A 26,945-nucleotide genomic window follows, 5' to 3' on the forward strand; every position below is an offset into this window, starting at 1 on the left:
AACAAACACAGCCCAATACCTTTGTGGTGCACAAAACACCCAGGTAGTTCCGCGCTGTGGTATTCACAAAACCCGAGGTAGTGCGGCTGTGGTGCACAAACCCGAGGTAGTGCGGCGAGGCACTCTCGACTCCACCCCCCAACACGACGTAAGGCCGGTAGCGAGATAGCTACCGGCCTTACGTCGTGTTCAGGGCATGCTCACTGCCCGCCCGGGCATCAGTTCGTACGAACCGCCACGCCGGGGTTGTCCGACAGCACCACGCTCAGCGGCTGGGCGAAGAGCTGGGGGGTGTCGCCTGTGATGGCGCCGATGATGTTGGGGATCTCGCAGATCGGGTAGTCGGCGACCGACGACGCGCTGGAGATGCCGAGGGCCAGGCGGCCGGTGACGATCGCACCGCCGGAGTCGCCGGGCAGCGCGCAGATGTTGGCGGAGAAGCTCTGCGTGAGCTGACGGTCGCCGACCTGCACGGTCTGGTCGACACCGTTGACGATGCCGCAGCTGAACCCGGTCCGCGAACCCGACTTGCACACGGGCGCGCCGACCACGGGGATGCCGACGCCGTCGACGGCGATGGGGGCCGCGCCGGGCACGGTGACGAGGTTGTTCTCGAAGCGGGCGCGGGCGTTGTCGTTCACCCGGATGATCGAGTAGTCCTGCTCGCCGAGGATGGACTTCTGGAAGGTGCCGAGCTGGGCGCCCGCGCGGTCACCGTTCAGCTCGTACACGGCGGCGGCGGAACCGGTGCCCGCCGACTCGAGGTCGGGGTTGCAGTGGCCCGCGGAGATGTTGATGACGTTGCCGGAACGGTCGGTGCCGTTGAAACCGAACGAGCAGCGCAGCGAGCTGTTGCCCGCGATGGAGGCGTAGCCCTGGCCACCGGCGATCGGGCCGGTGCCGTTGCCCGCGACGGGGGTGGCGTCGAGGGCCACCTTCTCACCGGCCACCGGCGGCGCGGTGACGACGACGCGCGCCGGGTCGATGAAGCTGGGCAGCGGCAGCCCGGCCTGGTCGACGCGCACGGCGATGGCGTTGTTCACGGTGTCGATGACGACGCCACGCACGAGGTTGGCGATCTCCGGCGGCGCGGCGGCCAGCCAGTTCTCGAACGCGGTCTTCTCACCGCGCAGCATGGATTCGCTCTTGGCGACGTTGCGCACCTCGAAACCGGCCGACTCGGCGGCGGCCCTGGCTTCGTCGGCGCCGGGACCGTGGGCCAGCGCGACGACGGCGTTGCCCTGGTCGTTGAGCCAGGAACCGGCGAACACCTGCGGGAACTGACGCTGCGCGGTGGTGGCGAACGCGGCGACCTGCTGGGCCTCGTCGGCGCGACGCAGGTATTCCTGCGGGGACAGCTTCAGGTCGCGGCTCACGGCCTCGATCAGCTGGGCGGGCAGGTCGACGGCGGGTTCGGCGTCGGCTACTGCCATCGTCGGTCCGAACAGCAGAATCGCCGCCGAGGCGGCGATCACGGACTTGCGAGCTCGTCTCGAGCTTCGTGCGAGGGGGGCGCGACCCATACGTGGCAGGAGCATGATCGAACTATATGGGCTCGGACCGGTTATGCCTACTCGGACCGGGCAAGAGATTTCACTCACCCGGTCCGTTCGGTGATTCGTCGGGTACTAGCGCGCGTTGGGGTTGGTACGCACCATGATTCCGCTGCCGAGACCGCCACCGGAGTTGGCCTCGATGTCGGCCAGGATCGGCCGGATCGGGACGCCGAGGGTCGCGGTGCCACCGAAGGGCGCGAGCTGGGTGTTGGCCTCGGTGCAGTTGGGTGCCTCGGCGGCGTTGGAGCCGCTGGTGATGCCGAGCGCGAGGGTGCCCGACACGATCGCGCCGCCGCTGTCACCGCCGAGGGTGCAGGCGCTGGTGGCGAAACCTCGGATCGTCTTGCTGACACCTTCGGCGGTGAACAGCTGGGTCTCCACGTGGTCGGCCGACACGAAACCACAGGTGAAGGTGGACGACTGACCGGTCTTGCAGACCGGCGCACCGGTCACCGGATCGGCGGTGCCGGTGATGGCGAGGGTGGTGCCGTTGGCGCCGCGCACGCGGGCCTGGTCCATGCCCGCGTTCACCGCGCGCTCGTTGAGCTTGATGACGGAGTAGTCCAGCGCGCCCGGCCCGCCGAGCACGGACATGGCGAACTGGCCGACCTCGGGGCTGTTGGGGATATCGCGCACGTTCGGCACGTACACCGCGGCCGGAGTGCCGTGGTCGACATTCGGATTGCAGTGTCCCGCGGAGATGTTCAGCGCGTTGCCCGCCGCGTCGGTGCTGGCGAAACCGAACGAGCACACATCGACACCGCGCAGATCGGCGTCGTGCAGGTCCTTGGCGGCGGTGATGTAGGTGTCGCCACCCATCGGACGGTTGACGACCTCGCCGCCGCCGCCCGGGGTGATGACCACCTTGATGGTGGCGATCAGCGTCGGCAGGTTCAGCAGATGGCCGGTGCTGGAATTGGCGACGTTGAGCACGATCTGGCTGTTGAGCACGTCGATCGCGATCGAGCTGATCGGCGCGGAGATCTCCCTCGGCAGGGTCGAGATCCACTGACTCAGTTGCAGCAGAGCGCCTTCCAGACCGCTGGCCGAGATCGGGGCCAGGTGCGTCTGGTAGCCGTCGGCGGCGGCGAGGCGGCCGGTCTCGGCATCGGTCACCGCGACAACGGCTTTGCCCTCGGGCGTGAGCCAGGCACCGGCGAAGGTGTCGGGGTTCTCGGCGCGGAAGTCGGCGGCGTAGGCGCGCAGCTCCTGGGCGCGCGCGGCGCGGTCGAGGTATTCGGTCGGGCTCATGCCGAGGTCGCGCGAGATGGCTGTCACCAGTTCGGCGGGTAGGGCGTCAGCCGAAAGCTGCTGCGGCGCAGCGGGTTGCGCGGTAGCGAAACCGGAGCCGAGCAGAGGGGCGAGAAGAACGGTCGCGGCGAACCCGGCGGAGGCTGCCTTGACCGCGGCGCGACGCGCCACCAACTTGCGCATGAAATCCCTTCGTCACCGAACGAGTGACCGAGACCACCGCCGGCGGCGGGTATGTCGGTCAGCGCATCACTCTAAGGCACGCCCGGCGATGGGGTGCGGTTACCCGCTACCAGCTTCGGTTTTGCGCCAGCCGGGGATCTCGAGCGGCGGCGGGAGCTCGCCGGGCTGCCTGGGCTGGAACGGGAACGGCCGGGTGGTCGTGGTTCGGCTCGGCGCGGACGGGGTGGTGGTCGTCGCCGGGGGCGGCGTCGTCGACGTGGGCGCCTCGGTGGTGGTCGGCTCTTCGGTGGTCGTCGTCGGATCCGGGGTGGTCGTGACGACCGGTTCCGCACTGGTCGTCGCCGGTGGCGGCGGAGCGAGCACAGGGGTCGGCGCCGGGTGCTGTGTCGTTTCCGAATGCGCGTCCGAGATGGTCGGCGGCTCGGTCGGTTCGGTGCCGCGCAGCACCACCGACACCGCGATACCACCGAGCACCAGCCCGATCAGCGCGGCGCCCGCGATCAGCAGCGGTGTCTTCGTCCTGGCCGGAGCGGGTGCGGCAACCGGGGCCGGTGGCGGCGCGGTGACGGCCATCGCCTTGGTGGGATGCTGCACCGGCAGCGCCGCCGAATAGGCCTGCGCGACCACCACGGGTGGCTCGACGGCGGGCATCACATCGGTCTTCACCAGGGAGTTCTCGGTGACGATCGGGTCGGGCGGTGTCGCACCGGCCGGGGTGGCCAGCACCGCGACCAGCGCGGCCTCGGCCGCCGACGACGCGAACGCCTTCCCCGGCTCGACGCCTTCGGCGGGCTGGGGCAGCTCGTCCTCACCCAGCAACGCCACCGATTTCAGACCAAGGTAGTCCAGCGCCTCACGGACGCCGCGCACCACCTCCGGCGACCACTGCGCCGGATGCGTCGCGTAGAACTCGGCCGGGCCGCTCAGGTGCTCGGTGGTGAGATCGATGAGGCAGAACATGGCCGTGGCCAGCAGATCCTCGGCGCGATAGGCCTCGCCGCCGTCGACGTCGACACCGGCGGGGTCGCCGATCGCGCGGACGAAGCCGGAGATCGCGTGCGCGTGCCCGGACAGTGGCGCGTCGCCGAGGGCGGCGTCGCCGTCGTCGGACATGTGCAGCACCGACGACCGCTCGACGAAATGCTTCGACCCGTCGTCGATGACCACCGCGGCGACACACTCGTCGTCGGCGATGCGCAAGCCGACTCCAGTGGCCATCCGGTTACCTCTCGCTTCGACGTCCGTGGTGGGCGGCGGCGAGTCCGGCGGTCACACCAGGAGTGAACCGTGTCCCATCGCGCGCAGCATCGACAATAATTCCGATCGTGAGCGTGCGCCTATCCGGCGTCGGATACGCGCCACGTGATGCTCCACGGTCTTGGCGGAAATGTACAGCCGCGCGCCGATCTCCCGGTAGGTGAGACCGAGCAGCACCAGCTCGGCGACCTCGCGTTCGCGATCGCTGAGCGCGCGCTGCTCGATCGCGGGCGGCTGACCCGATGCCGCTTCGTCGCCGGTCTTGGCCGGTTCGGGGCGGGCGGGGATACGCACCGAACGGGCCAGTTTCAGCAGGGCGCTGGCGGCGGCGGGGTCGTCGATCACGCGGGCGGTGTCACCGGCGAGCCGGGCGCCGTCGAAGGTGTGGCCCTGGTGGGCCAGGGCCAGGACCGCGTTGTGCACGGCGGTCAGGTCGACCTGACCGCGCAGCACCAGCAGCCAGGTGCGGCCCGCGTCGGCCAGGACGGCGGCATGCGGGTCGCCGTCGGCGGCGGCGTTCTTCAGTGCGTGCGCGTGCGGCAGCAACTGCTGGGGCGAGGACTTGGCGATCGCGGCCTGCACCCCGTACCAGTGGAAGGCGTTGGTCCAGGCGGGTGCGCGACCGAGGCGGCGCAGCAGCGCGGTGGCGGACTCGACGAGCGGCTGGATGCGGCCCTCGTCGCGCAGTTGGATTCCGGCCAACCACAGTTCGCCGATGGGAAGCAGGCTCAGGAGGTCGACGTCGACCTCGTCGAACAGCGGGAAGGCGGCGGTCCAGGCGGTGTGCAGTGCCTGGGCGTCACCGCTGCGGCGGGCCAGGCCGACCGCGAGGGCGTGCGCGAGCAGGCGGTCGCGCGGAGCGAGAGACGCGAGGTCGATCCCGGCAACGGTCTCGGCGGCCTTGCATTCGTCGCCGATGCGCAACGCGGTCCAGGCCGCGAGCACGCCGAGCTGGTTGCCCTCGCCGTCGGCGGCGCGGATCGCGTCGTCGGCGCGGCGTGGTTCGCCCGCGCTCAGGCTGAGCAGGGCGCCGACGGTCACCGCGCTGCACGGCGTGGTGCCGGTGCCGTCGGTGCGCGCGGCCTGGACCAGTGCCGAGATCGCGGCGGCGGTGGTCGCGCCGTGCGGGTCGAGGGAGGTGAGCAGGGCGTTCGCGATGAGCCTCGCCCCGGCACCGGCCTGGGTGGGCGGCCAGTGTTCGGCGTCGGCCGCGGCTTCCTCGGCGGCGGCGCTGTCGCCGGAGAGGGCGAGCACCGTCGCCGCGACCGCCCAGTCGGCGCCGACCCGGTGCGCCCCGAGCCAGCGGTAGAGGGCGGCGGCCCGGCTCACCAGGCCGCGTCGGGTGAGCACGCTCGCGCAGATGCGGACGGCGGCCGCGAGTTCGGCGGTGTCGACATCGGCGCCGTCGAGCAGCGGTTCGGCCAGTCGGAGGGCGGTGGCGTCGTCGCCAGCTTTCGCGGCGGCTTCGGCCCAGGCGAGGGTGACCCGACGCGGATCGGTGCCTGCCGCGACGGCCGCCGCGTAGTAGCGGGCGGCATCGGGTCGCTGCTGTCGCGCGGCCGCGCAGAGGAATTCGGCGAGGCGTTCGTCGCGGACACCGGACTCGGCCAGCAGCAGCCCGGTGTGGTCGCGCAGCAGACCCGCGTCGAGTCGAGTGTCGAGGAGCCTGCGCTGCACGGCGACGAACCGGCGATCGCCCAGCAACAGTCGCAGTTGGGGAACGGCCGCGCTCAGCAACAGGTCGGCATCGGTGACGAGCGCGCTCGCCCTGGCCCGTGCCAGCAGGTCGTCGGCCACCGGCAGGTCCACGCCGAGCACCTCGGCGAGCTCACCCGCGTCCAGACCGGTTCCGGTCGCCGCGACGACGAGGGTGTCGAGCAGCGCGGGGTCCGAACCCGCCAATTGCGAACGGGCCCAACCCGACAGCGCCGCGTCGACGGCGGGCAGACCGGCGTCGAGCTTGGCCTGACCCGCTGCCCGCAGGGCCGCGACCACACCGCCGTGGATGCCCGCGGTCTGGGTGTGGATGTGGTTGACCAGCGGACGCGGCACTGTGACCCCGAGTTCGCGGGCGAAGGAACCGATCTCACCGCAGCCGAGGCCGCGGATCTCGATCAGCCGTCCCTGCCTGGCGATCGCGTCGCTCAGGGCGCGCAGCTGAGGGTGGTGTGGACGCGGCTGGGTGGCGCAGATGAGCGAACGGGCACCGGATTCCACCTCCGCGCGTAGCGCGTCGAGTTCGGCGGGCGCGAGGTCGTGCAGGTCGTCGGCGATGACGACGGCGCCGTTGTCGGCCGGTTCGGGAGTCCGGCCGATCACGGCGGCGCCGCGACCGCGCAGCCGACGACGCACAGCGTCGAGCAACACCGACTTGCCGGTACCGGAGCGACCCGACAGCAACAGCACGACCGGCTGGTCGGTGGCGGTGTCGACGGCTCGCAGGATCTCACGGGCATAGGGCACTGTGTCGAGCGCGATGGAGCTCAATTGCCGCCTCCGAGTAGCTCACCGGGCAGTTTCGTGACGCCGCCGACGGTGCCCTCCACCACCTCGCCCGCGCCGTCGAGCACCTGGCCCGGGACCGCGCCGACATTCGGCACGCTCGGCGCCTGCGGAACCGGCGGGGTATAGGGCGCCGGTTGTTGCGGGGCGGGTTGTTGCGGGGCCGGTTGTTGAGGTGCGGGCTGCTGGGGGGCGGGTGACGGTGGTGCCGGTGCCTGCGGTGCGGGGGCTTGCTGCGCGGGCTGCTGCTGTTGGGCCGGTTGCTGCTGGACGGGCGCGCCGCCGCCGGACTGCTGCTGGGTCGCCGGACCCGCGGCCCCGGGCTGCGGCGTGCCCGCCGCGTTCACCGGAGCGGCCGGGGTGACGGTGCCAGGAATCGGCTGACCCGTCGCATCCAGCAGGGGAGCGCCAGGAACCGGCTGACCGTTCGCGTCGACGGTCGGCGTACCGACCACCGGCTTGCCGTTCGCGTCGAAGGTGGCGATCGGTGCGACCGCCTGCCTCGGCCCGCTGTTCTTCGGCGCGGCCTCGGTGGGGTTCACCGTCGACGAATCCGGGGTGCTCGGCGTCGCGAACTGCGGGGACATCGCCAAGGTGCCCGCGGTGAGCGCGCCGAACACGGCGACCGCCGCGCCGACGACCGCCAACCGCTTGCCGGTGACCACCTTCTTCGGCGGGGTTTCGTCGTCGACGACGGGCAGGGTCTTGTCGAGGGAGACCGGGGCGAGCTCCTCGGTCGCGGTCGGCGCCTCGATGGGCAGCACCAGCGGGGTGGACTCGGCCGCGCGCAGATCGGCGGCCAGTTCGGCAGCGCCCGCCGCGCTCGCCGTGGCCGGGTCGGCACACGCGACGACCGGCAACGCGAATTCCGCGGACACCAGCTCCGCGACCAGCGGCATCTGCGCGCCGCCACCGCTCAACAGGACCGCGGTGACGTCGGCGAACTGGATGCCCGCCCGGTCGACGGCCTCGCGCACCAGGTCGAGGGAATCCTGTACGCGGCCGCGCAACAGGTCCTCCAGTTCGTGGCGGACGATACGCACGGTCGCGGCGTCGCCGAGCTCGCCGACCTCGACCACGGTGGCGGTATCGAGCGACAGTTCTTCCTTGGCCAGGCGCGCGCGCTCGCGCAGGGCGGCCAGCTCGCTCTCCACGGCCGGATCGAACGGGTCGAACTCCCGCTCGCCCAACGCGTGCGAGAGCACATAGCGCATTGTCAGCAAATCGAATTCCGAGCCCGCGATCTCCGTGTCGTGCGGCGGGGTGGCCAGCAGTCCCGACTTCTCGCCGGTGCGGACGACGGAGACGGTCAGGCCGCTCGCGCCGAGGTCGTAGACGATCATCGCGCCCTCGTCGAGCAGGCCGCGCTCGGCCTCGTAGCGGCGGATCACGGCGACCGGTTCGGGGACGAGGACCACCGCGTCGGCGCCCGCGTCGTCGAGCGACGAACGCACCGCCTGCACTTGGTCATCCGTCCACCAGCCGGGGTGGCACGCCACCGCCGTCGGCTCGCCGTCAACCTGGGCGGCGACCTCGTCGATCAGCCGGGTGGTGGCAGTGGCGACCAGGTCGGCCGCCGCATGCGACGAGCCGTCCTCGGCCAGCATTCGCACCGGGTCACCGACCCGCGCCAGGAAACCTTCGATCACCACCGCCGGACCGGCCGTGGCTACTTCTACCGCACTGGGTCGCTGGACAACCGCGACGGGTTCACCACCATCGGCCGCCGTCGCGACGGCAACTGAACGGGATGCACCGACGGTGATGCCGAGCGCGAGACCGAATGTCATCAGGGAACCTCTGCAGACGCGTGAGCACGGAGACCATCGAGAGAGCTATCTCGATTGTCGGTTGCTGACGGTCTGCTGTTACCGCCGCACACGGCAACAACGGGGCCGATCCCCTAACGGCCCTCGATCCCCTAACGGGCACCCCATCCGAGGGATAGGGATTTGCCCCGTTACGAGGGGGTGCCCATCGGTCATAGCTTCGAAACATCTTGCCGATCCCGGAGGAGCTGATTCCGATGACCACACCCTTGGAGAACGCGATCCTGCAGTTCATTCTCGATTTGCTGCGCGATCCTAAGGCCGCGGCGGCGTACTGCAACGCGCCGGACAAGGTCATCGAGGAGGCGCAGCTGTGCGCCACCCCCGAATACATCGCCGCGTGCGCGCCCATGGTGGCGCGTGGCGTGTGCGACGCCGGGAGTGCGCCGCTGCGAGGCATCGTCGGGTGCGGCGGTGGTGGCTTCGGGGGAGGTCGCGGCGGGTTCGGATCCGGTGGTGGGCAGGGTGCGGCGTTCTCCGGTGCCGGGGCCGGGCCGTCGATGTTCTACGGGCCGGGACGGTGGTTCGGGCCGGGGCAGGGTGGGTTGGGGCCCGGTGGCGGTGGGGGCCGTGGAGGGCATGGCGGCGGAGGTCATGGTGGGCCCGGTGGGCCCGGCGGGGGTGGTGGGGGCGTTCGGCCCGGTGGCCCCGGCGGGCCGGGCGGACCCGGAGGACCCGGCGGTGGGCCAGGGGGACCCGGCGGACCCGGCGGGCCCGGCGGACCTGGCGGACCCGGCGGTGGCACCGGTGGAAACACCACCAACAACAACAGCGGCAATACCACCAACACCAACAGCGGTAACACGACCAACAATCAGGGCAACGGGGACAACGAAATCTTCAGCCCCGACATTCTCACCGGGGACGTGCTCAACAATCCGGTGAGCAATCTGCTCAACGGAAATCCGCTCAGCAATGTGCTCAACGGGACGAATCTGGGCGGGGTGAATCTCGGCGATATCGCGAATCTGGGCGATATCGGCAATTTGGGCGACGTGCTCAACAATGTGGGCAATCTCGGCGACACACTCAACGACGTCGGCAACCTGACCAACTCGCTCGGCGACATCAACGGCCTCGGCGACGTCACCAATATCCTCGGCAACCTCGGTGATGTCACCGGGATCGGTGATGTGGTGAATGTCGGTGGGCTCACCAACACACTCGGCGACGTGATCGGCGGCGGCAACACACTCGGCGACATCACCAACCTGATCAGCGGGGCGAACATCGGCGATATCGCGAGCCTCGCCAACGGCAGCACGCTCGGCGACATCACCGGTATCAACGCACTCAACGAAGCGGCGAACATCGCCGCCGAACTCACCGACGCCTTCAACGCCGTCCAACTCGGCGACGCCTTCCTCGGCAACCTCAGCGCACCCGTGTCGGTGGTATCCGGATCGCTCGGCGGTGTGAGCGGTGTCCTCAACGGCATCAGCCCGATCAGCAATGTCTTCAACGATTTCAGCGACATCGGCGACGTCGGGCACGTGCTCGAGGAACTGGCCATCGGCAACTTCCTGTCCGCGCTCAACAACGTGGGAACTGTCGGCGACGTGATCGGGTCCGCTGGCGACATCAGCGGAATCGGTTCCGTGGGTGATGTTCTCGGCGGCGTCACCACTATCGGCTCCGTCGGTGACGTGAGCGATGTGGTGAACCAGGTGCTGAACGACGCGACCATCGGCGGGGTCAGCGATGTGCTGAACGGGTCGAACGTGGGTGATGTGGTCGGTGGGATCGGGAACGTGAGCGAGGTGCTCAACGGGGCCGGGTCTGTGGGTGACGTGATCGGTGATGTCACGAATGTGGGGTCGGTGTCGGAGGTGCTGAACGAGATCGGCTCGGTCGGCGACGTGACGAACACCGTGGGGTCTGTCGTCGGTGATCTGACCGACGTGGGGAATGTCGGGTCGGTGGGTGATGTGTTGTCCGACATCGGTGATGTGGGTGGGGATGTGGGCTCCATCGGTGATGTGAGCAGTGTGGTCGGCGACGTTGTCGGTGGGGATGTGAGCAGTGTGGTCGGCGACATCGTCGGTGGCGATGGCGTCGATGCGGTCGGCGGCGATGTGCTCGGTTCGGTTGTGTCCGTGGGGGACGTGACCGATGTGGTCGGCACGGTGATCGGCGGCGATGTACTCGGTTCGGTCGGCGACATCGGTTCTGTCGGTGACGTTCTCGAAGGTGGAATCGGCACCGTCGGCGACGTGACCCAGTCGGTCGGTGACCTCACCGGAATCGCCGGTTCGGTCGGCGAGGTAACCGGCATCGCGGGCGATTTCACCGGTGTGGCAGGCGATCTCGCCTCCATCGGCGATATCTCTGGTGTCGCGGGTGACCTCACAAACACCGTCGGCGATCTCGGTTCGATCAGCGAGGTGACCAACTCGCTCGGCGACCTCACTGCGGTCGGCGGCGATCTCGGTTCGATCAGCGACATCACCGGCGTGGCAGGTGACGTGACGAACGTCGTCGGCGACATCGGTTCCACCGGCGATATTTCCGGCGTGGCGGGAGACGTCATCGGTACGGCGGGCGATATCGGCTCGGTGAGCGCTGTGGTCGGCGATGTGGGGTCCGTCGGTGGTGACGTCCTCGGCTCCGTCGGCGACATCACCGGCGTCGCCGGTTCGGTCGGCGAAGTCACCGGCGTTGCGGGCGATCTGACCAACACGTTCGGCGATGTGACCAACACGGTCGGTTCCATCGGCGACATCACTGGTGTCGCAGGCGATCTCGTCGGTGGCGACGTGTCCGGCGTCGCGGGCGACTTCATCGGCTCGGTCGGTGACATCTCCGGCGTCGCAGGTGACGTGAGCGGCATCGCGGGCGACGTATCCGGTGTCGCGGGCGATGTCATCGGCACCGCGGGCGACATCGGTTCGGTCAGCAATGTCGTCGGCGATGTCATCGGCGGCGATGTTTCCGGCGTCGCAGGCGATCTCACCAACACATTCGGCGACCTGACCAACACGGTCGGCTCGGTTGGCGATATCACCGGTGTAGCAGGCGATCTCGTCGGCTCCGTCAGCGACGTGACCGGAGTCGCAGGGGATGTGACCGGCGTCGCGGGCGACGTCATCGGCACGGCGGGTGACATCGGATCGGTCAGCAACGTTGTCGGCGACGTAGTCGGTGGGGACGTGATCGGCTCGATCGGGGATGTCTCCGGCATCGCGGGCAACGTGAGCGGCGTGGCAGGCGACCTGACCCAGAGCGTCGGGGATGTCGGCAGTGTCGGTGGCGATCTGACCAACACGATCGGTTCCGTCGGCGACCTGACGAACGTCGTCGGCGACATCGGTTCCGTCGGCGGCGATCTGACCAACACTGTCGGTTCGGTAGGCGACCTGACCGGTGTGGCAGGCGACTTCACTGGTGTAGCAGGCGATCTGACCCAAACCGTAGGCGGTGACTTGACCGGCATCGCCGGTGACCTCACCGATGTCGGCTCGGTCGGCGACCTGACCGGCGTCGCGGGCGACATCACCGACATCGGCTCGATCAGCGATATCACCGGCGTGGCAGGTGATCTGACCAACACGGTCGGTTCCGTCGGTGATCTGACGAACGTGGTCGGCGATGTCGGCTCCGTCGGCGGTGACCTCACCACCACGATCGGCTCTGTCGGCGACGTCGGCTCGATCAGTGATGTCACCGGTGTAGCCGGTGACCTGACCGGTGTAGCAGGTGATCTGACCAACACGATCGGTTCTGTCGGTGATCTGACGAACGTGGTCGGTGACATTGGTTCCGTCGGCGGGGATGTCACCAACACGATCGGCTCGATCAGCGATGTCACTGGTGTGGCGGGCGATCTGACCGGTGTCGCCGGTGACCTGACGAACACAGTTGGCTCCGTCGGCGACGTTGCCAACAACCTGACCGGTGTGGCGGGAGACCTGACGAACACCGTCGGTTCGGTGGGTGACGTTGCGAACGGCTTCACCGGCGTAGCAGGCGATCTCACCCAGTCGATCGGCGACGTGACCGGTGTGGCCGGGGACCTCACCAACACCGTCGGCTCGATCGGTGACCTGACCGGCGTGGCAGGTGACATCACCGGCGTCGCGGGCGACCTGCTCAGCAACTCAGGCGACTTCACCGGCGTGGCGGGCGATGTCGTCGGCTCCGTGGGTGACGTGACGCAAACCGTCGGCGACGTCTCGGGCATCGCGGGTGCCATCGGCGATGTGACCGGTGTCGGCGGCGACCTCCTCGGGACCGTCGGCTCCATCAGCGAGGTCACCAACACGGTCGGCGATATCTCCGGGGTAGCAGGTGATCTCACCCAGACTGTCGGCGACGTCACCGGCATGACGGGCGACATCTCGGGCGTGGCAGGTGATCTCACCCAGACTGTCGGCGACGTCACCGGCATGACGGGTGACATCTCTGGTGTGGCAGGCGACCTCACCCAAACCGTCGACGACGTGACCGGCGTAGCGGGCGACATCACGAACACCGTCGGATCGGTAGGCGATGTAGCGAGCGATATCACCGGTGTGGCTGGAGATCTGACCAGCACCGTCGGTTCGGTGGGTGACGTGGCCGAAAACCTCACCGGCGTGGCAGGAGACCTGACCGGCATCGCGGGCGATGTCAGCGGTGTCGCGGGCGACCTGACGAACACCGTCGGCGATGTCACCGGCACGACCGGAGATGTCACGGGCGTTGCCGGTGACCTCACGAGCACCATTGCTTCAGTGGGTGATTGGACCAACACGATCGGTGACATCACCGGAGTCGGCGGCAACCTCCTGAGTGATGCGACCGGCTCGGTCGGCTCCGTGGGCGATGTCACCGGCGTGGCAGGAGATCTGACCCAAACCGTCGGCGATGTGTCAGGCGTGGCTGGCGACCTGACGAACTCGATCGGCGATGTCTCCGGTGTGGCAGGCGACCTCACGCAGACAGTCGGCGATGTGACAGGGCTCGCGGGTGACCTGTCCGGTGTCGCCGGTGACATCACCGGTGTAGCCGGGGATCTCACCAACATCGTCGGCTCGATCGGCGACGTGACGAACAACCTCACCGGCGTAGCAGGCGATCTCACCGGCATCGCCGGTTCGGTCGGCGAAGTGACGAACACAGTCGGCGATGTGTCCGGCGTGGCGGGCGACCTCACCAACTCGATCACCGACGTGTCCGGCGTGGCTGGCGACTTGACGAACTCGATCGGTGACCTCACCGGCATCGCGGGCGATATCACCAACACAGTTGGCTCCGTGGGTGATTGGACGAACACGATAGGCGAGGTCACGGGCGTGGCAGGTGACCTCGTCGGCTCGGTGGGTGACATCACGGGCGTAGCAGGGGATCTCACCAATACCGTTGGCTCGGTCGGTGACCTGACGGGCGTCGCGGGTGACATCACGGGCGTAGCCGGTGATCTCACGAACACCGTCGGTTCGGTCGGCGACGTGACAGGGGTCGCAGGTGATCTCACCCAGACCGTGGGCGATCTGACCGGCGTAGCCGGTGATCTCACGGGCGTGGCAGGCGATGTGTCCGGTGTCGCCGGAGACCTGACCCAGACCGTGGGCGACGTGAGCGGCGTGGCCGGGGATCTCACCAACACCGTCGGTTCGATCGGTGATCTCACGAATACGGTCGGCGACCTGACCGGCATCGCGGGCGACGTATCCGGCGTCGCAGGTGACCTGACTGGCATCGCGGGCGATGTCTCCGGCGTCGTAGGTGACCTGACCGGCGTAGCGGGCGACGTGACGCAGACGGTCGGTTCGATCGGCGATGTCACCGGTGTCGCGGGCGACCTGACCAGCACCGTCGGTGACGTGAGCGGTGTCGCGGGCGACCTGTCCAACACTGTCGGGGGCGTGAGCGGTGTGGCCGGGGACCTCACCAACACTGTCGGCAACATCAGCGACGTGAGCGGCGTCGCGGGCGACCTCACCAACACGGTCGGTTCCGTCGGGGATTGGACCAATACGGTCGGCAACCTCACACAGTCCGTCGGCGACGTGACCGGTGTCGCCGGCGACCTCACCCAGTCCGTCGGGGACATCAGCGGCGTTGCGGGCGGTCTGACCGGTGTCGCAGGCGATCTCACGAACACTGTCGGCTCGGTCGGTGAGGTCACGGGCATCGCGGGCGACGTGATCGGCTCGGTGGGAGATGTGTCCGGCGTTGCGGGCGACGTGACGCAGACGGTCGGTTCGATCAGCGACGTCACCGGCGTTGCGGGCGACCTGACTGGCGTGGCGGGCGACCTGACTGGCGTGGCGGGCGACCTGACGCAGACGGTCGGTTCGATCAGCGACGTCACCGGGGTGGCTGGCGACCTCACCAACACCGTCGGCTCGGTGGGCGACGTGACAGGGGTCGCAGGTGATCTCACCCAGACCGTGGGCGACGTATCCGGAACGGTTGGTTCCGTGGGTGATTGGACCAACTCAGTGGGCGACCTCACCCAGTCCGTCGGCGATATCTCGGGTATCGCGGGAGACCTGACCGGCGTGGCCGGTGACCTCACCAACACGGTCGGCTCCGTGGGCGACGTGACCAATACGGTCGGTGACCTGACCGGTGTCGCGGGTGATCTCATCCAGTCCGTCGGGAACGTCGGCGACGTGACCGGTGTGGCAGGTGATCTCACCCAGACAGTCGGCTCCGTCGGTGACGTGGCAGGCGACCTGACCGCCATCGATGGTGACGTGCTCGACGACATCACCGGCAACACAGGTGATCTCACCGGTGTGGCTGGCGACCTGACGCAGACGGTCGGTTCGATCGGCGACGTCACCGGCGTCGGTGGCGATCTCGTCGGCGACGTCACCGGTATCGCGGGCGATCTCACCGGGGTGGCAGGGGATCTGACCGGCACTGTCGGCTCGATCGGTGACGTGACGGGCGTCGGTGGCGACCTGCTCGGCGACCTCACCGGCAATTCGGGCGATCTGACCAACACCGTCGGCGACGTGACCGGGGTCGCCGGTGATCTGCTCAGCAACTCGGGCGATCTGACCAACACAGTGGGCGATGTGAGCGGCGTGGCGGGCGACGTGCTCAGCAACTCCGGCGATATCACCGGTGTCGCGGGCGATTTGGCCAACTCCATCGGTGACGTGAGCGGTGTTGCGGGTGGCCTGGTCAACAACACCGGTGACATCACCGGTGTCGCGGGCGACCTGGTCGGCTCGGTCGGCGACATCACCGGCAACAGCGGAGACCTGACCAACACTGTGAGCGATGTGACCGCGGTGGCGGGCGATCTGCTCAGCAACTCCGGCGACGTCACCGGCGTCGTCGGTGACCTGACGGGCGTGGCCGGTGACCTCAGCGGAATCGGCGAGGTGACCGGCGTCGGCGGCGACCTTGTCGGCAATGTGACGGGCGTGGCCGGTGACCTCACCGGGAACACCGGGGATCTGACCAGCACGGTCGGTGACATCAGCGGGGTGGCGGGTGACCTGCTGAGCAACTCCGGCGACGTCACCGGCATCGCGGGCGATGTGACCGGTGTGGCGGGCGATCTCACCGGCATCGTCGGCGATCCGAGCATCGTCGGAGATGTCACCGGCATCGGCGGAGACGTACTGAGCAACGTCAGCGGCCTGACCGGCAACATCGGCGACGTCACCGGCTTGGCCGGGGGCCTCGTGAACGGCGACGTGACAGGCGACCTCATCGACGGGACTGTCGGAGATATCACCGGCGGGCTGGTGAACGGAGATGTGACGGGCGATCTCGTCGACAACACGAGCGATCTGACCGCTGGCCTCGTCAACGGGGATGTCACCGGCATCGCCGGAGATCTGACCGGTGTGGCCGGGGGCCTCGTCAACGGCGACGTGACGGGCGACCTCATCGACAACACCGGAGACCTCACCGGCGGGCTGATCAACGGCGACGTGACGGGCGACCTCATCGACAACACCGGCACCATCACCGGCGTAGCGGGCGATGTGATCGGCACGATCGGCAACAGCGGTGACATCACCGGTGACCTGATCGACGGTGGCGTCACCGGCATCGCGGGCGACCTGACCGGAGTGGCCGGTGGCCTCGTCAACGGTGACATCACGGGTGGCCTGGTCAACGGTGACGTGACCGGCGATCTGATCGACAACGCGGGCAGCATCACCGGAGTGGCGGGCGGCCTGGTCAACGGTGACGTGACCGGCGATCTGATCGACAACGCGGGCAGCATCACCGGAGTGGCGGGCGGCCTGGTCAACGGGGACGTGACCGGCGACTTGATCGACGGCACCGTCGGCGACCTGACGAACGTCGGCAATGTCAGCGGCGTGGCGGGCGATCTCGTCGGGTCGGTCGGTGACATCGGCAACAGCGGCGATCTGACCGGTGTCGCGGGCGATGTCGTCGACAACAGCGGCACCATCACCGGCGACCTACTCGACAACTCCGGCGACATCGTCGGCGACATCTCCGGCATCGCGGGAGATCTCACTGGCAACACCGGCGACCTCACCGGCGTCACAGGCGACATCACCGGTATGGCAGGGGATCTCACCGGCGTGGCAGGCGACCTGACCGGCAACACCGGTGACATCTCCGGTATCGCCGGAGACCTCACCGGGGTGGCGGGCGGCCTGCTCAACGGCGACGTGACGGGCGATCTGATCGACAACACAGGCACCATCACCGGTGGTCTGGTCAACGGCGACGTGACCGGTGACCTGATCGACGGCACCGTCGGTGACCTCACGAACGTCGGCAACATCAGCGAGATCACCGGCGACCTCATCGACGTGACCGGCGTCGCGGGCGACCTGACCGGCGTGGCGGGTGGCCTCGTCGACGGCGACGTACTCAGCGACATCACCGGCAACACCGGCGACATCGGCGGCGTGATCGGTTCGGTCGGTGACATCACCGGCAACAGCGGCGACCTCACGGGCGACCTGCTGGACAACACGGGCGACATCGGAGGCGTGGTCGGTGACATCACCAATACAGGTGACATCGGAGGCCTCATCGGCTCGGTAGGCGACATCACCAACAACGGCGATATCGCCGGTGTGGCAGGAGGACTCGTGAGCAATACCGGAGACGTGGTCGGTGACATCACCGGCAACAGCGGAGATCTGACAGGCATCGCGGGCGGCTTGGTGAACGGCGATATCACCGGCGATCTGGTCGACAACTCGGGCACCGTGGTCGGCGATCTGGTCGACAACTCGGGCGCCATCGGCGGCGTGGTCGGCGATATCACCAACACCGGCGAGCTGTTGGGTGACATCACCGGCAACAGTGGCGACCTGACCGGTGTCGCGGGTGACCTGATCGACAACTCCGGCGAGCTGGTGGGTGACATCACCGGCAACAGCGGTGACCTGACCGGTGTCGCCGGGGACCTGGTCGACAATTCCGGCGGAATCCTGAGCGACATCACCAACAATGGCGATATCGCCGGTGTCGCAGGGGGATTGGTGAACGGCGACCTCACCGGTGTGGCGGGTGACCTGACCGCAGGTTTGGTGAACGGCGACCTGACGGGAGTGGCAGGCGACCTGACCTCGGGCTTGGTGAACGGCGACCTCACCGGTGTGGCGGGTGATCTCACCGGCGGCTTGGTGAACGGCGACATCACAGGCCTGGCCGGTGGCTTGGTGAACGGTGATCTCACCGGTGTGGCGGGTGACGTGACCGGTGGCCTGGTGAACGGCGACATCACCGGCATCGCAGGCGATCTCACCGGCGCTGTGATCGACAACAGCGGCGATATCGGTGGTCTCATCGGATCGGTCGGTGACATCACCGGCGCGGGCGACGTGACCGGCGTAGCGGGCGATCTGACCGCCGCAGCGGGCGGCCTGGTGAACAACACCGGCGACATCACCGGTGATCTCCTGGACAACTCGGGCACGATCGGCGGCGTGGTCGGCGACATCATCAACACAGGCGACCTCACCGGAGGCCTCGTCAACGGAGACCTCACCGGCGACCTGGTCGACGGCGACTTCACCGGTGTCGCAAGCGATCTCATCGACAACGCCGGTGACATCGGCGGCCTCATCGGGTCTGTCGGTGACATCACCGGCAACACGGGCGACCTCACAGGCATCGCAGGCGATCTCACCGGCGGCTTGGTGAACGGCGATCTCACCGGCGACCTGGTAGACGGCGACCTGACCGGCATCGCGGGCGGACTCCTGAACGGCGATCTCACCGGCGATCTACTCGACAACTCCGGCGACTTGTCCGGCGTGGCAGGCGATCTCACCGCTGGCCTGGTCAACGGCGATGTGGTCGGCGATCTCGTCGACGGTGATATCACCGGCGGCCTCGTGAACGGCGATCTGACCGGCGTGGCAGGCGATCTGACGACCGGATTGGTGAACGGTGACATCGCCGGATACCTGGTCGATGGCGACTTGACCGGTGTGGCAGGGGGATTGGTGAACGGGGACGTGCTCAGCGATATCACCAACAACGGCGACATCACCGGCATCGCGGGAGGCTTGGTCTCCAACACGGGCGACCTGATCTCGAACACAGGTGACATCACCGGTGGCCTGGTCGGCGGCGACGCGATCGGCGATATCACCGGCGACCTCGTCGACAACTCCGGTGATCTCGGTGGACTGGTCGGATCGATCACCGACAACGACATCACGGGCGGCCTGGTGAACGGCGACGTGACAGGCGACCTGATCGACGGCGGCCTCACCGGCGTGGCCGGTGGCCTGGTCTCCAACACCGGCGACATCACCAGCGGACTCGTCAACGGTGACATCACCGGTGACTTGGTCGATGGCGACCTGACCGGAGTCGCAGGGGATCTCACCGCAGGCCTGGTGAACAACGATCTCGTCGGCGATGTCACCGGTGGTCTGGTGAACGGCGACGTAGTCGGCAACGTGACCGGCGGCCTCGTGAACGGCAACGTGACCGGCGACCTCATCGACGGCGGTCTCGTCGGGGTGGCGGGTGACCTGATCAACGGCGACATCACCGGCGTCGCAGGAGGCCTGGTCTCCAACACAGGCGACATCACAGGTGGCTTGGTGAACGGCGATCTGACTGGTGTCGCAGGTGATCTCACTGCCGGACTGGTGAACGGCGACATCGTCGGTGATCTCATCGACAACTCCGGCGATATCGGTGGCCTGGTCGGTTCGGTCACCGACAACGACATCACCGGCGGGCTCGTGGGTGGCGACGTCGTCGGCGACCTGGTCGACGGCGGTATCACCGGCGGTCTGGTGAACGGCGATCTGGTCGGTGACATCACGAACGGTGACGTGACCGGGGTGGCGGGAGATCTCACCGCAGGCCTGGTGAACGGCGATCTCGTCGGCGACATCACCGGAGATCTCGTCGACGGCGATCTGACCGGCAGCCTCGGCGGAATTCTCAACGGCGACATCGTCGGAGATGTGACGGGTGACCTGGTCGACGGCGATGTCACCGGTGGGCTGGTGAACGGCGACATCGTCAACAACCTCAGCGACATCACCGGTGTCGCAGGTGGTCTGGTGAACGGTGACGTGGTCGGCGACCTCGTCGGCGACATCACCGGTGACCTCGTCGACGGCGACCTGACCGGCGTCGCGGGCGGAATCGTCAACGGGGACATCGTCGGCGACATCACCGACAGCGGCGTCCTCACCGGCGATTTCCTCAACGACCTGTCGGCGGTCACCGGCGGCGTGGTCGACGGGGATGTGCTCAGCGACATCACCGGCGCCGCGGGCGGCGTGCTGAACGGCGACATCACCGACAACGACATCGTCGACGGCGTGGTGAACGGCGACGTGCTCAGCGGCATCACCGACAACGAGATCACCGGCGACCTGGTCGACAACGTCGGCAACGTGACCAACACCGGCGACGTGGCCAACCTGATCGGCCTCACCGGCCTGGCCGCCGCGGTCACCGGCATCGCAGGCGATGTCGGCACCGGCGACCTCATCGGCAACTTCGACCTCTCCGGCCTGGCGAGCGACCTCTTCGACAATTCCGGCGACATCACCGGCATCGCGGGCGGCCTCGTGAACGGCGACATCACCGACAACGACCTGGTCGGCGGCATCCTCAACGGTGACATCACCAACACCGGCGACCTGGGCAATCTGGTCGGCGACATCACCAACTCGGGCGATATCGGTGGCGTGATCGGCGATATCACGAACACCGGCGGCCTCGTCGGCGACATCACCGGCGGCGATCTGACCGACGTCGGGAACATCACCGGCGACCTCCTCGACGGCGACATCACCGGAATCGGCGACGTGACAGGCGACCTGGTGGACGGCTCGCTGGGCGATGTGACAGGCGACCTGATCGACGGTTCCGTCGGCGACATCACGGGTGATCTGGTGGATGGCGGTCTGGTCGGCGACCTGACCGGCGTGGCGGGCGATCTCACCGGAATCGGTATCGGTGACGTGACGGGCGACTTGATCGACGGTTCGGTCGGCGACATCACGGGTGACCTGGTGGACGGCGGCCTGGTCGGTGACCTGACGGACGTCGGCAACATCACCGGTGACCTGGTGGATGGCGGTCTGGTCGGCGATCTGACGAACGTCGGGTCCATCGGCGACATCACCAACGACCTCGTGGACGGCGACCTGACCGGAATCGCGGGCGACCTCAACGGAATCGGTGACATCACCGGCGATCTCGTCGACGGAGGCATTGTCGGCGACCTGACCGGGGTGGGCGGCATCGTTGACATCACGGGTGACCTGACGAACGTCGGCAACGTCACCGGCGACCTGGTCGACGGCGGCCTGGTCGGTGACCTGACCGGAGTCGCGGGCGACCTCAATGGAATCGGTGACATCACCGGTGACCTGCTCGACGGCGACCTCACCGGCGTGGCAGGTGACCTGACTGGTGTTGCGGGCGACCTCACCGGTGTCGGCGCCGTGACGGGCGATCTGATCGACGGTTCGATCGGTGACATCACCGGCGACCTGGTGGATGGCGGCTTGGTCGGTGACCTGACCGGAGTCGCGGGCGATCTCACGGGCGTCGGTGACATCACCGGTGACCTGGTCGACGGCGGTATCGGCGGGGACCTCACCGGAGTGGCGGGTGATCTGACCGGTGTCGCGGGTGACCTGACCGGAGTGGCGGGTGATCTGACCGGTGTCGCGGGTGACCTGACCGGAGTGGGCGCCATCGGAGATGTGACAGGCGATCTGATCGACGGTTCGGTCGGCGACATCACGGGTGACCTGGTGGACGGCGGCCTGGTCGGCGACCTGACGAACGTCGGCAACATCACCGGTGGCCTTGTCGGCGATCTGACCGACGTGGGCAATATCGGCGACGTCACCGGCGATCTGATCGACGGAAACGTCGTCGGCGACCTGACCGGCGTCGCGGGCGATCTGACCGGCGTCGGTGCCATCGGTGACATCACTGGTGACCTGGTCGATGGCGGCCTCGTCGGCGACGTGACCGACGTCGGCTCGGTCGGTGACATCACCGGCGATCTGATCGACAACGACTTCACGAACGTCGGCAATATCGCAGGCATCGTGGGTGACCTCACCGACGTGGGCACCGTCGGTGACGTGACCGGCGGCCTCATCAACGGTGACGTCACCGGGGACCTCATCGATGGCGATCTGGTCGGCGATCTGACCGGCGTCGCCGGTGACGTCAACGGAATCAGCGACCTCGTGGACGGTGACCTGATCGGTGACCTGACGGGCGTCGCGGGCGATCTCAACGGAATCGGTGACATCACTGGTGATCTGGTAGACGGCGACCTGACCGGGGTCGCGGGCGATCTGACCGGAATCGGTGACATCACCGGCGATTTGATCGACGGCGGCGTAACCGGTGACCTCACGGGCGTCGCGGGTGACCTCACCGCCGGACTGATCGACAACGACTTCACCAACGTCGGCAACCTTGCCGGAATCGTCGGCGACGTGACCGACGTCGGCTCCATCGGTGACATCACCGGCGATCTGGTCGGCGGCGACCTCACCGGCGTGGCAGGTGACCTGACCGGCGTCGCAGGCGATCTCACCGGCGTCGGCGACATCACCGGCGACCTGGTGGACGGCGACCTGGTCGGTGACCTCACCGGTGTCGCAGGTGACCTCAACGGAATCGGCGATCTCATCGACAACGACTTCACCAACGTCGGCAACCTCGTCGGCGACGTGACCGACGTCGGCTCCATCGGCGACGTGACCGGTGATCTCATCGACGGCGGCCTCGTCGGCAACGTGACGGGCGACCTGATCGACGGCGACCTGACCGACATCGGCTCCATCGGCGACATCACCGGCGACCTCATCGACACCGGCGACATCACCGACAACGACCTCATCACCAACCTGACCGACATCGACGTGACCGGCCTCGCCGGTGACCTGACCAGCACGGTGGGCGACATGACCGGACCTTTGAGCGGCAACGACATCTCGGGCACGATCGGCGACATCCTCAGCGGCAACGGTGGCGGAGGCGGGGGCGGAGGCGGCGGGACCGGCGACGTCACCTGGGTCGGCGACCTGGTGAGCATCACCGACTCGTTCAGCGACGTCACGAATGTGTTCGGCGACTGGTCGAACATGATCGGCGATATCAGCGGCTCCTTCGGCGACCTGTCCGGTGCGTTCGAGGACCTGAACGTGAGCGACGTCTTCGGTGACGTGACCGGAGTATCGGGCGACTGGTCGGCCATGATCGCGGGCCTCAGCGACAACGCACTCGAGATCACCGGCTTCGGCAGCGGCGCGCTCAGCGAACTGGTGAATGTGACCGGCGACTGGAACAACACGGTCGAGGGCCTCACCGCGAACGTCGGCGACGTGATCGGTGTCGGCGGCGACCTGGTGGGTTCGGTGGCAGGAGTGGGCGGTTCGATCGGCGATATCACCGGCTCGTTCGGTGACATCACCGGTTCCCTCACCGGCATCGGCGGTTCGGTCGGTGACATCACCGGTTCCCTGACCGGCGTCGGCGGTTCGGTCGGTGACATCACCGGTTCCCTCACCGGCATCGGCGGCAACCTGTCCGATGTGTTCGGCGACGTGACCGGCTCCTTCGGCGACCTCACCGGCTTCGGTGGCGACGTCACCGGTTTCGTCGCCGACCTGACCGGCATCGGCGGTGACCTGACCGGCTCGGTCGGCGACCTCACCGCCTTCTTCGGAGACTTCACCGGTATCGCCGGTGACGTGGCCGCCTTCACGGGCGACCTGACCGGCACCTTCACCGGTGTCGGTGGCGACCTGATCGGCTCGGTCGGTGACCTCACCGGCGTCGGCGTGACCGGCGCCGTCGGCGAGGTGGTCGGCGACGTGACCGGCTCGTTCGGTGACCTCACCGGCGCGACCGGACTGATCGGTGACCTGGATCTGGCGAACACGATCGGCGATGTGACCGGCTCGGTCGACATCGGCGATATCGGTGGTGATGTGACCGGCGTCTTCGGTGACATCGCGGGAGATGTGACCGGAGTCGTCGGCGCTGTCGGCGACGTGACCGGGGTGGTAGGCGACCTTGACCTTTCTGGAATTGGGGATGTGAGTGACATGGGTGACATCAATATCGGCGGCAACAACAACATTTTCGGCGCCGGATTCAACGACATCAACGGCATCGGCGAAGACGTCGGCGGCATCGGCAACGGGATCGCCAGCGCCTGGGAAGACGTGCAGATCCAGGGCATCGGCGGCCAGGTCGACGAGTCGTTGAACAACTTCGGCGGCCTCGGCAACGGTGCGCTCGCCGGTGCGCTCGGTGGCGGACTGGTCGGCGGTGACCTGACCGGGATCGGCGCCCACGATGTCACCGACGCGGTCGATGTGAACGATGTGGTCGACGGCGGTATCGCCGGTGTGGCGGGCGGCGTGCTGAACGGCGAGGGCGGCCTGGCCGGTGCGGGTGGCGTGCTCAGCGGCAACGACGTCACCGATTTCGCCGATTTCACCGACATCACGACCAACGGCATCGGCGCCGCGATCGACGAGAGCTCGGTCCTCAACGGCCTCGGCGGCGGCGACGGCGGCATTCTCAGCGGCAACCTGACCGACCCCACCGATCTGGTCGACATCAACGACGTGACGGCCAACGGCATCGGCGCGGCGATCGACGAGAGCTCGGTCCTCAACGATGTGGTCGACGGCGGCGTCGCCGGTGTGGCAGGCGGACTGCTCACCGGTGACGGCGGCCTGGCGGGTGCGGGCGGCGTCCTGAACGGCGAGGGCGGCCTGGCCGGTGCGGGTGGCGTGTTCAACGGCAACACCTTCGAGGACATCACCGCCAACGGCGTCGGCGCCGCCGTGGACGACGTGTCCGATGTGGTCGACGGCGGCATCCTGTCGGGCAACACCTTCGAGGACATCACCACCAGCGGCATCGGCGCGGCGATCGACGAGAGCTCGGTCCTCAACGACCTGGCGGCGGGCGACGGGATCGGCAACGGCAACGTGGTCGGCGGCATCGTCGGCGCGGTGACCGGCGACGGCGACGGCGGCCTGCTCGGCACGGGCGGCGCCCTCAACGGCGACGGTGGCCTGGCCGGTGCGGGCGGCGTTCTCAACGGCGACGGTGGCCTGCTCGGCGCGGCAGGCGCAGCCAATGACCTGCTGGCGGCGGGCGGCGACGGCGGCCTCTTCGGCGGCGCCGAGGACACCACCATCAACGGCATCGGCGCGGCGATCGACGAGAGCGCGATCCTCAACAACGTGAACGTCGAGGACATCACCGGCATCGGCGGCAACGTCGACGACCTGGGTGGCGTCCTCAACGGTGACGGCGGCCTGGCCGGTGCGGGCGGCGTCTTGAACGGCGACGGCGGCCTGGCAGGCGCGGGCGGCGTCCTCAACGGCAACTTCGACGACTGGACCGATGTGGTCGACGTCGACGACGTGACCGCCAACGGCATCGGCGCCGCCGTGGACGACGTGTCCGACGTGGTCGACACCGGTGACATCACCGGCCTCGCCGGTGGCGTCCTCAGCGGCGACTTCGAGGACATCACCACCAATGGCATCGGCGCGGCGATCGACGAGTCGAACGTCCTCAACGACGTGGTCGACGGCGGCGTCGCCTCCGGCCTCCTCGGTGGCGAGGGCGGCCTGCTCGGCGCCGCGAACTTCGAGGACATCACCGCGAACGGCATCGGTGCCGCCATCGACGAGAGCCCGATTCTCAACGACGTGGTCGACGACGGTGTGGTCGACGTCCTCAACGGCGCCGCCTTCCAGGACATCACCGCCAACGGCATCGGCGCGGCGATCGACCAGAGCCCGATCGGCAACGACCTGGTCGACGGCCTGATCAACGGCTCCAACTTCGAGGACATCACCGGCGTCGGCGGCAATGTCGACAGTGTCGGCGGCGTCATGAACGGCATGACCGACGTGCTGAACCCGACCGCGGTGGCGGGCTTGTTCAGTAGCGGCCTGACCGGCAGCACCCACGAGAACACCGGTTCGACGAACTCCTCGCCGTACAGCAACGCCACGTCCGCGGCCTCGGACGGCGCGGCATCGGCGGCGAACGCCGCGAGCGCCTTCACCGGCGCGGCGGCCTCGACCGCGGGCCTGGCTGGCCTCAGCGACGACGATCTGGGCTTCGACCTGGGCAACACCTTCGACAACGCGGGCCTCACCGGCATCGCCCCCGGCGAGCCGAACCCCTCGGGCACCGGCCTGGAGACCGGCTTCGGCCCCCTCGACGCGGTGACCGGCGCGATCACCGGCGACTCCACCGGCGGCGGCCTCCTCGACGGCGTCCTCCCCGGCGGCGAGGCAACGGGCGGCCTGCTCGACGGCGTCCTCCCGACCGACGGCGCGACCGGTGGCCTCCTCGGTGGCGTCCTCCCCGGCGGCGACGCCGACGATGTGCTCCCCGGCGGCGACGTGACCGGCAACCTGGTCGACGAGCTGTTGCCGACCATGCACACCATGCCCTACGAGGACAACCCGGTCGGCGAGGTCGTCGGTTCGGGCCTGGAGACCGGCTTCGGCGCGGTGGAAGGTCTCACCGGCGGCGGCCTCCTGGGCGAGGTGCCCACCGAGGTGGTCGGTACGGGCGAACCGTTCGACACCCTCACCGGCGTCGGTTCGACGGTCGGCGACGCGGTCGAGGCCCCGGTTCCGGGCTACGACTACACGCCGATGCCGACCACACCGCCGGACACCTCCGGCACCACCGAGGCGGCGACGGGCGGCCTGTCCGCCACCACCGAGGCGGCGACCGGCGGGGTCTTCGACACCACGGAGGCGGCCACCGGCGGCGTCACCGAAACCCTCGACAGTGTGGATGTGGGCGGCGCCTTCGGCCCGGGCCTCGGCGCAACCGACACCGGCCTGCTTGGCGATTCGTCGAGCACGACCACCCCGGAGGCCGACGACGGTGGCCTCCTCGGCGGCGGACTCCTCTGAGGACG

Annotated in this window: 6 protein-coding genes; 1 reads left to right on the forward strand and 5 read right to left on the reverse strand. The window is 68.4% G+C overall.

Going from position 1 to position 26,945, the window contains the following annotated elements:
• Positions 1 to 218: 218 nt before the first annotated feature.
• The 5 genes from NC7_RS03460 to NC7_RS03480 form a co-directional block, all read right to left on the reverse strand.
• On the reverse strand, positions 219 to 1,538 hold the full coding sequence (locus NC7_RS03460; protein WP_236573140.1) for a S1 family peptidase: 1,320 nt from the start codon (positions 1,536 to 1,538) through the stop codon (positions 219 to 221).
• 90 nt (positions 1,539 to 1,628) lie between these two features.
• Positions 1,629 to 2,990, reverse strand: coding sequence for a S1 family peptidase (locus NC7_RS03465; protein ID WP_067978625.1), 1,362 nt, complete (start codon positions 2,988 to 2,990; stop codon positions 1,629 to 1,631).
• Between the two features lie 99 nt (positions 2,991 to 3,089).
• Complete coding sequence (locus NC7_RS03470; protein ID WP_067978627.1) at positions 3,090 to 4,208, reverse strand: hypothetical protein; 1,119 nt, start codon at positions 4,206 to 4,208, stop codon at positions 3,090 to 3,092.
• 51 nt (positions 4,209 to 4,259) lie between these two features.
• Positions 4,260 to 6,734 (reverse strand): LuxR C-terminal-related transcriptional regulator, encoded by a 2,475-nt coding sequence (locus tag NC7_RS03475; RefSeq protein ID WP_067978632.1) that lies wholly within the window; start codon positions 6,732 to 6,734, stop codon positions 4,260 to 4,262.
• Positions 6,731 to 8,539 (reverse strand): Hsp70 family protein, encoded by a 1,809-nt coding sequence (locus tag NC7_RS03480; protein WP_084457897.1) that lies wholly within the window; start codon positions 8,537 to 8,539, stop codon positions 6,731 to 6,733. The genes NC7_RS03475 and NC7_RS03480 overlap by 4 nt, the downstream gene beginning before the upstream one ends.
• Before the next feature lie 236 nt (positions 8,540 to 8,775).
• Here NC7_RS03480 and NC7_RS03485 point away from each other — a divergent pair, with 236 nt between their 5' ends.
• Positions 8,776 to 26,940, forward strand: a complete 18,165-nt coding sequence (locus tag NC7_RS03485; protein WP_067978640.1) for a hypothetical protein — start codon at positions 8,776 to 8,778, stop codon at positions 26,938 to 26,940.
• Positions 26,941 to 26,945: the final 5 nt, after the last annotated feature.

It is taken from the genome of Nocardia caishijiensis NBRC 108228 (genome assembly GCF_001612825.1).
Taxonomy (GTDB): Bacteria; Actinomycetota; Actinomycetes; order Mycobacteriales; family Mycobacteriaceae; genus Nocardia; species Nocardia caishijiensis.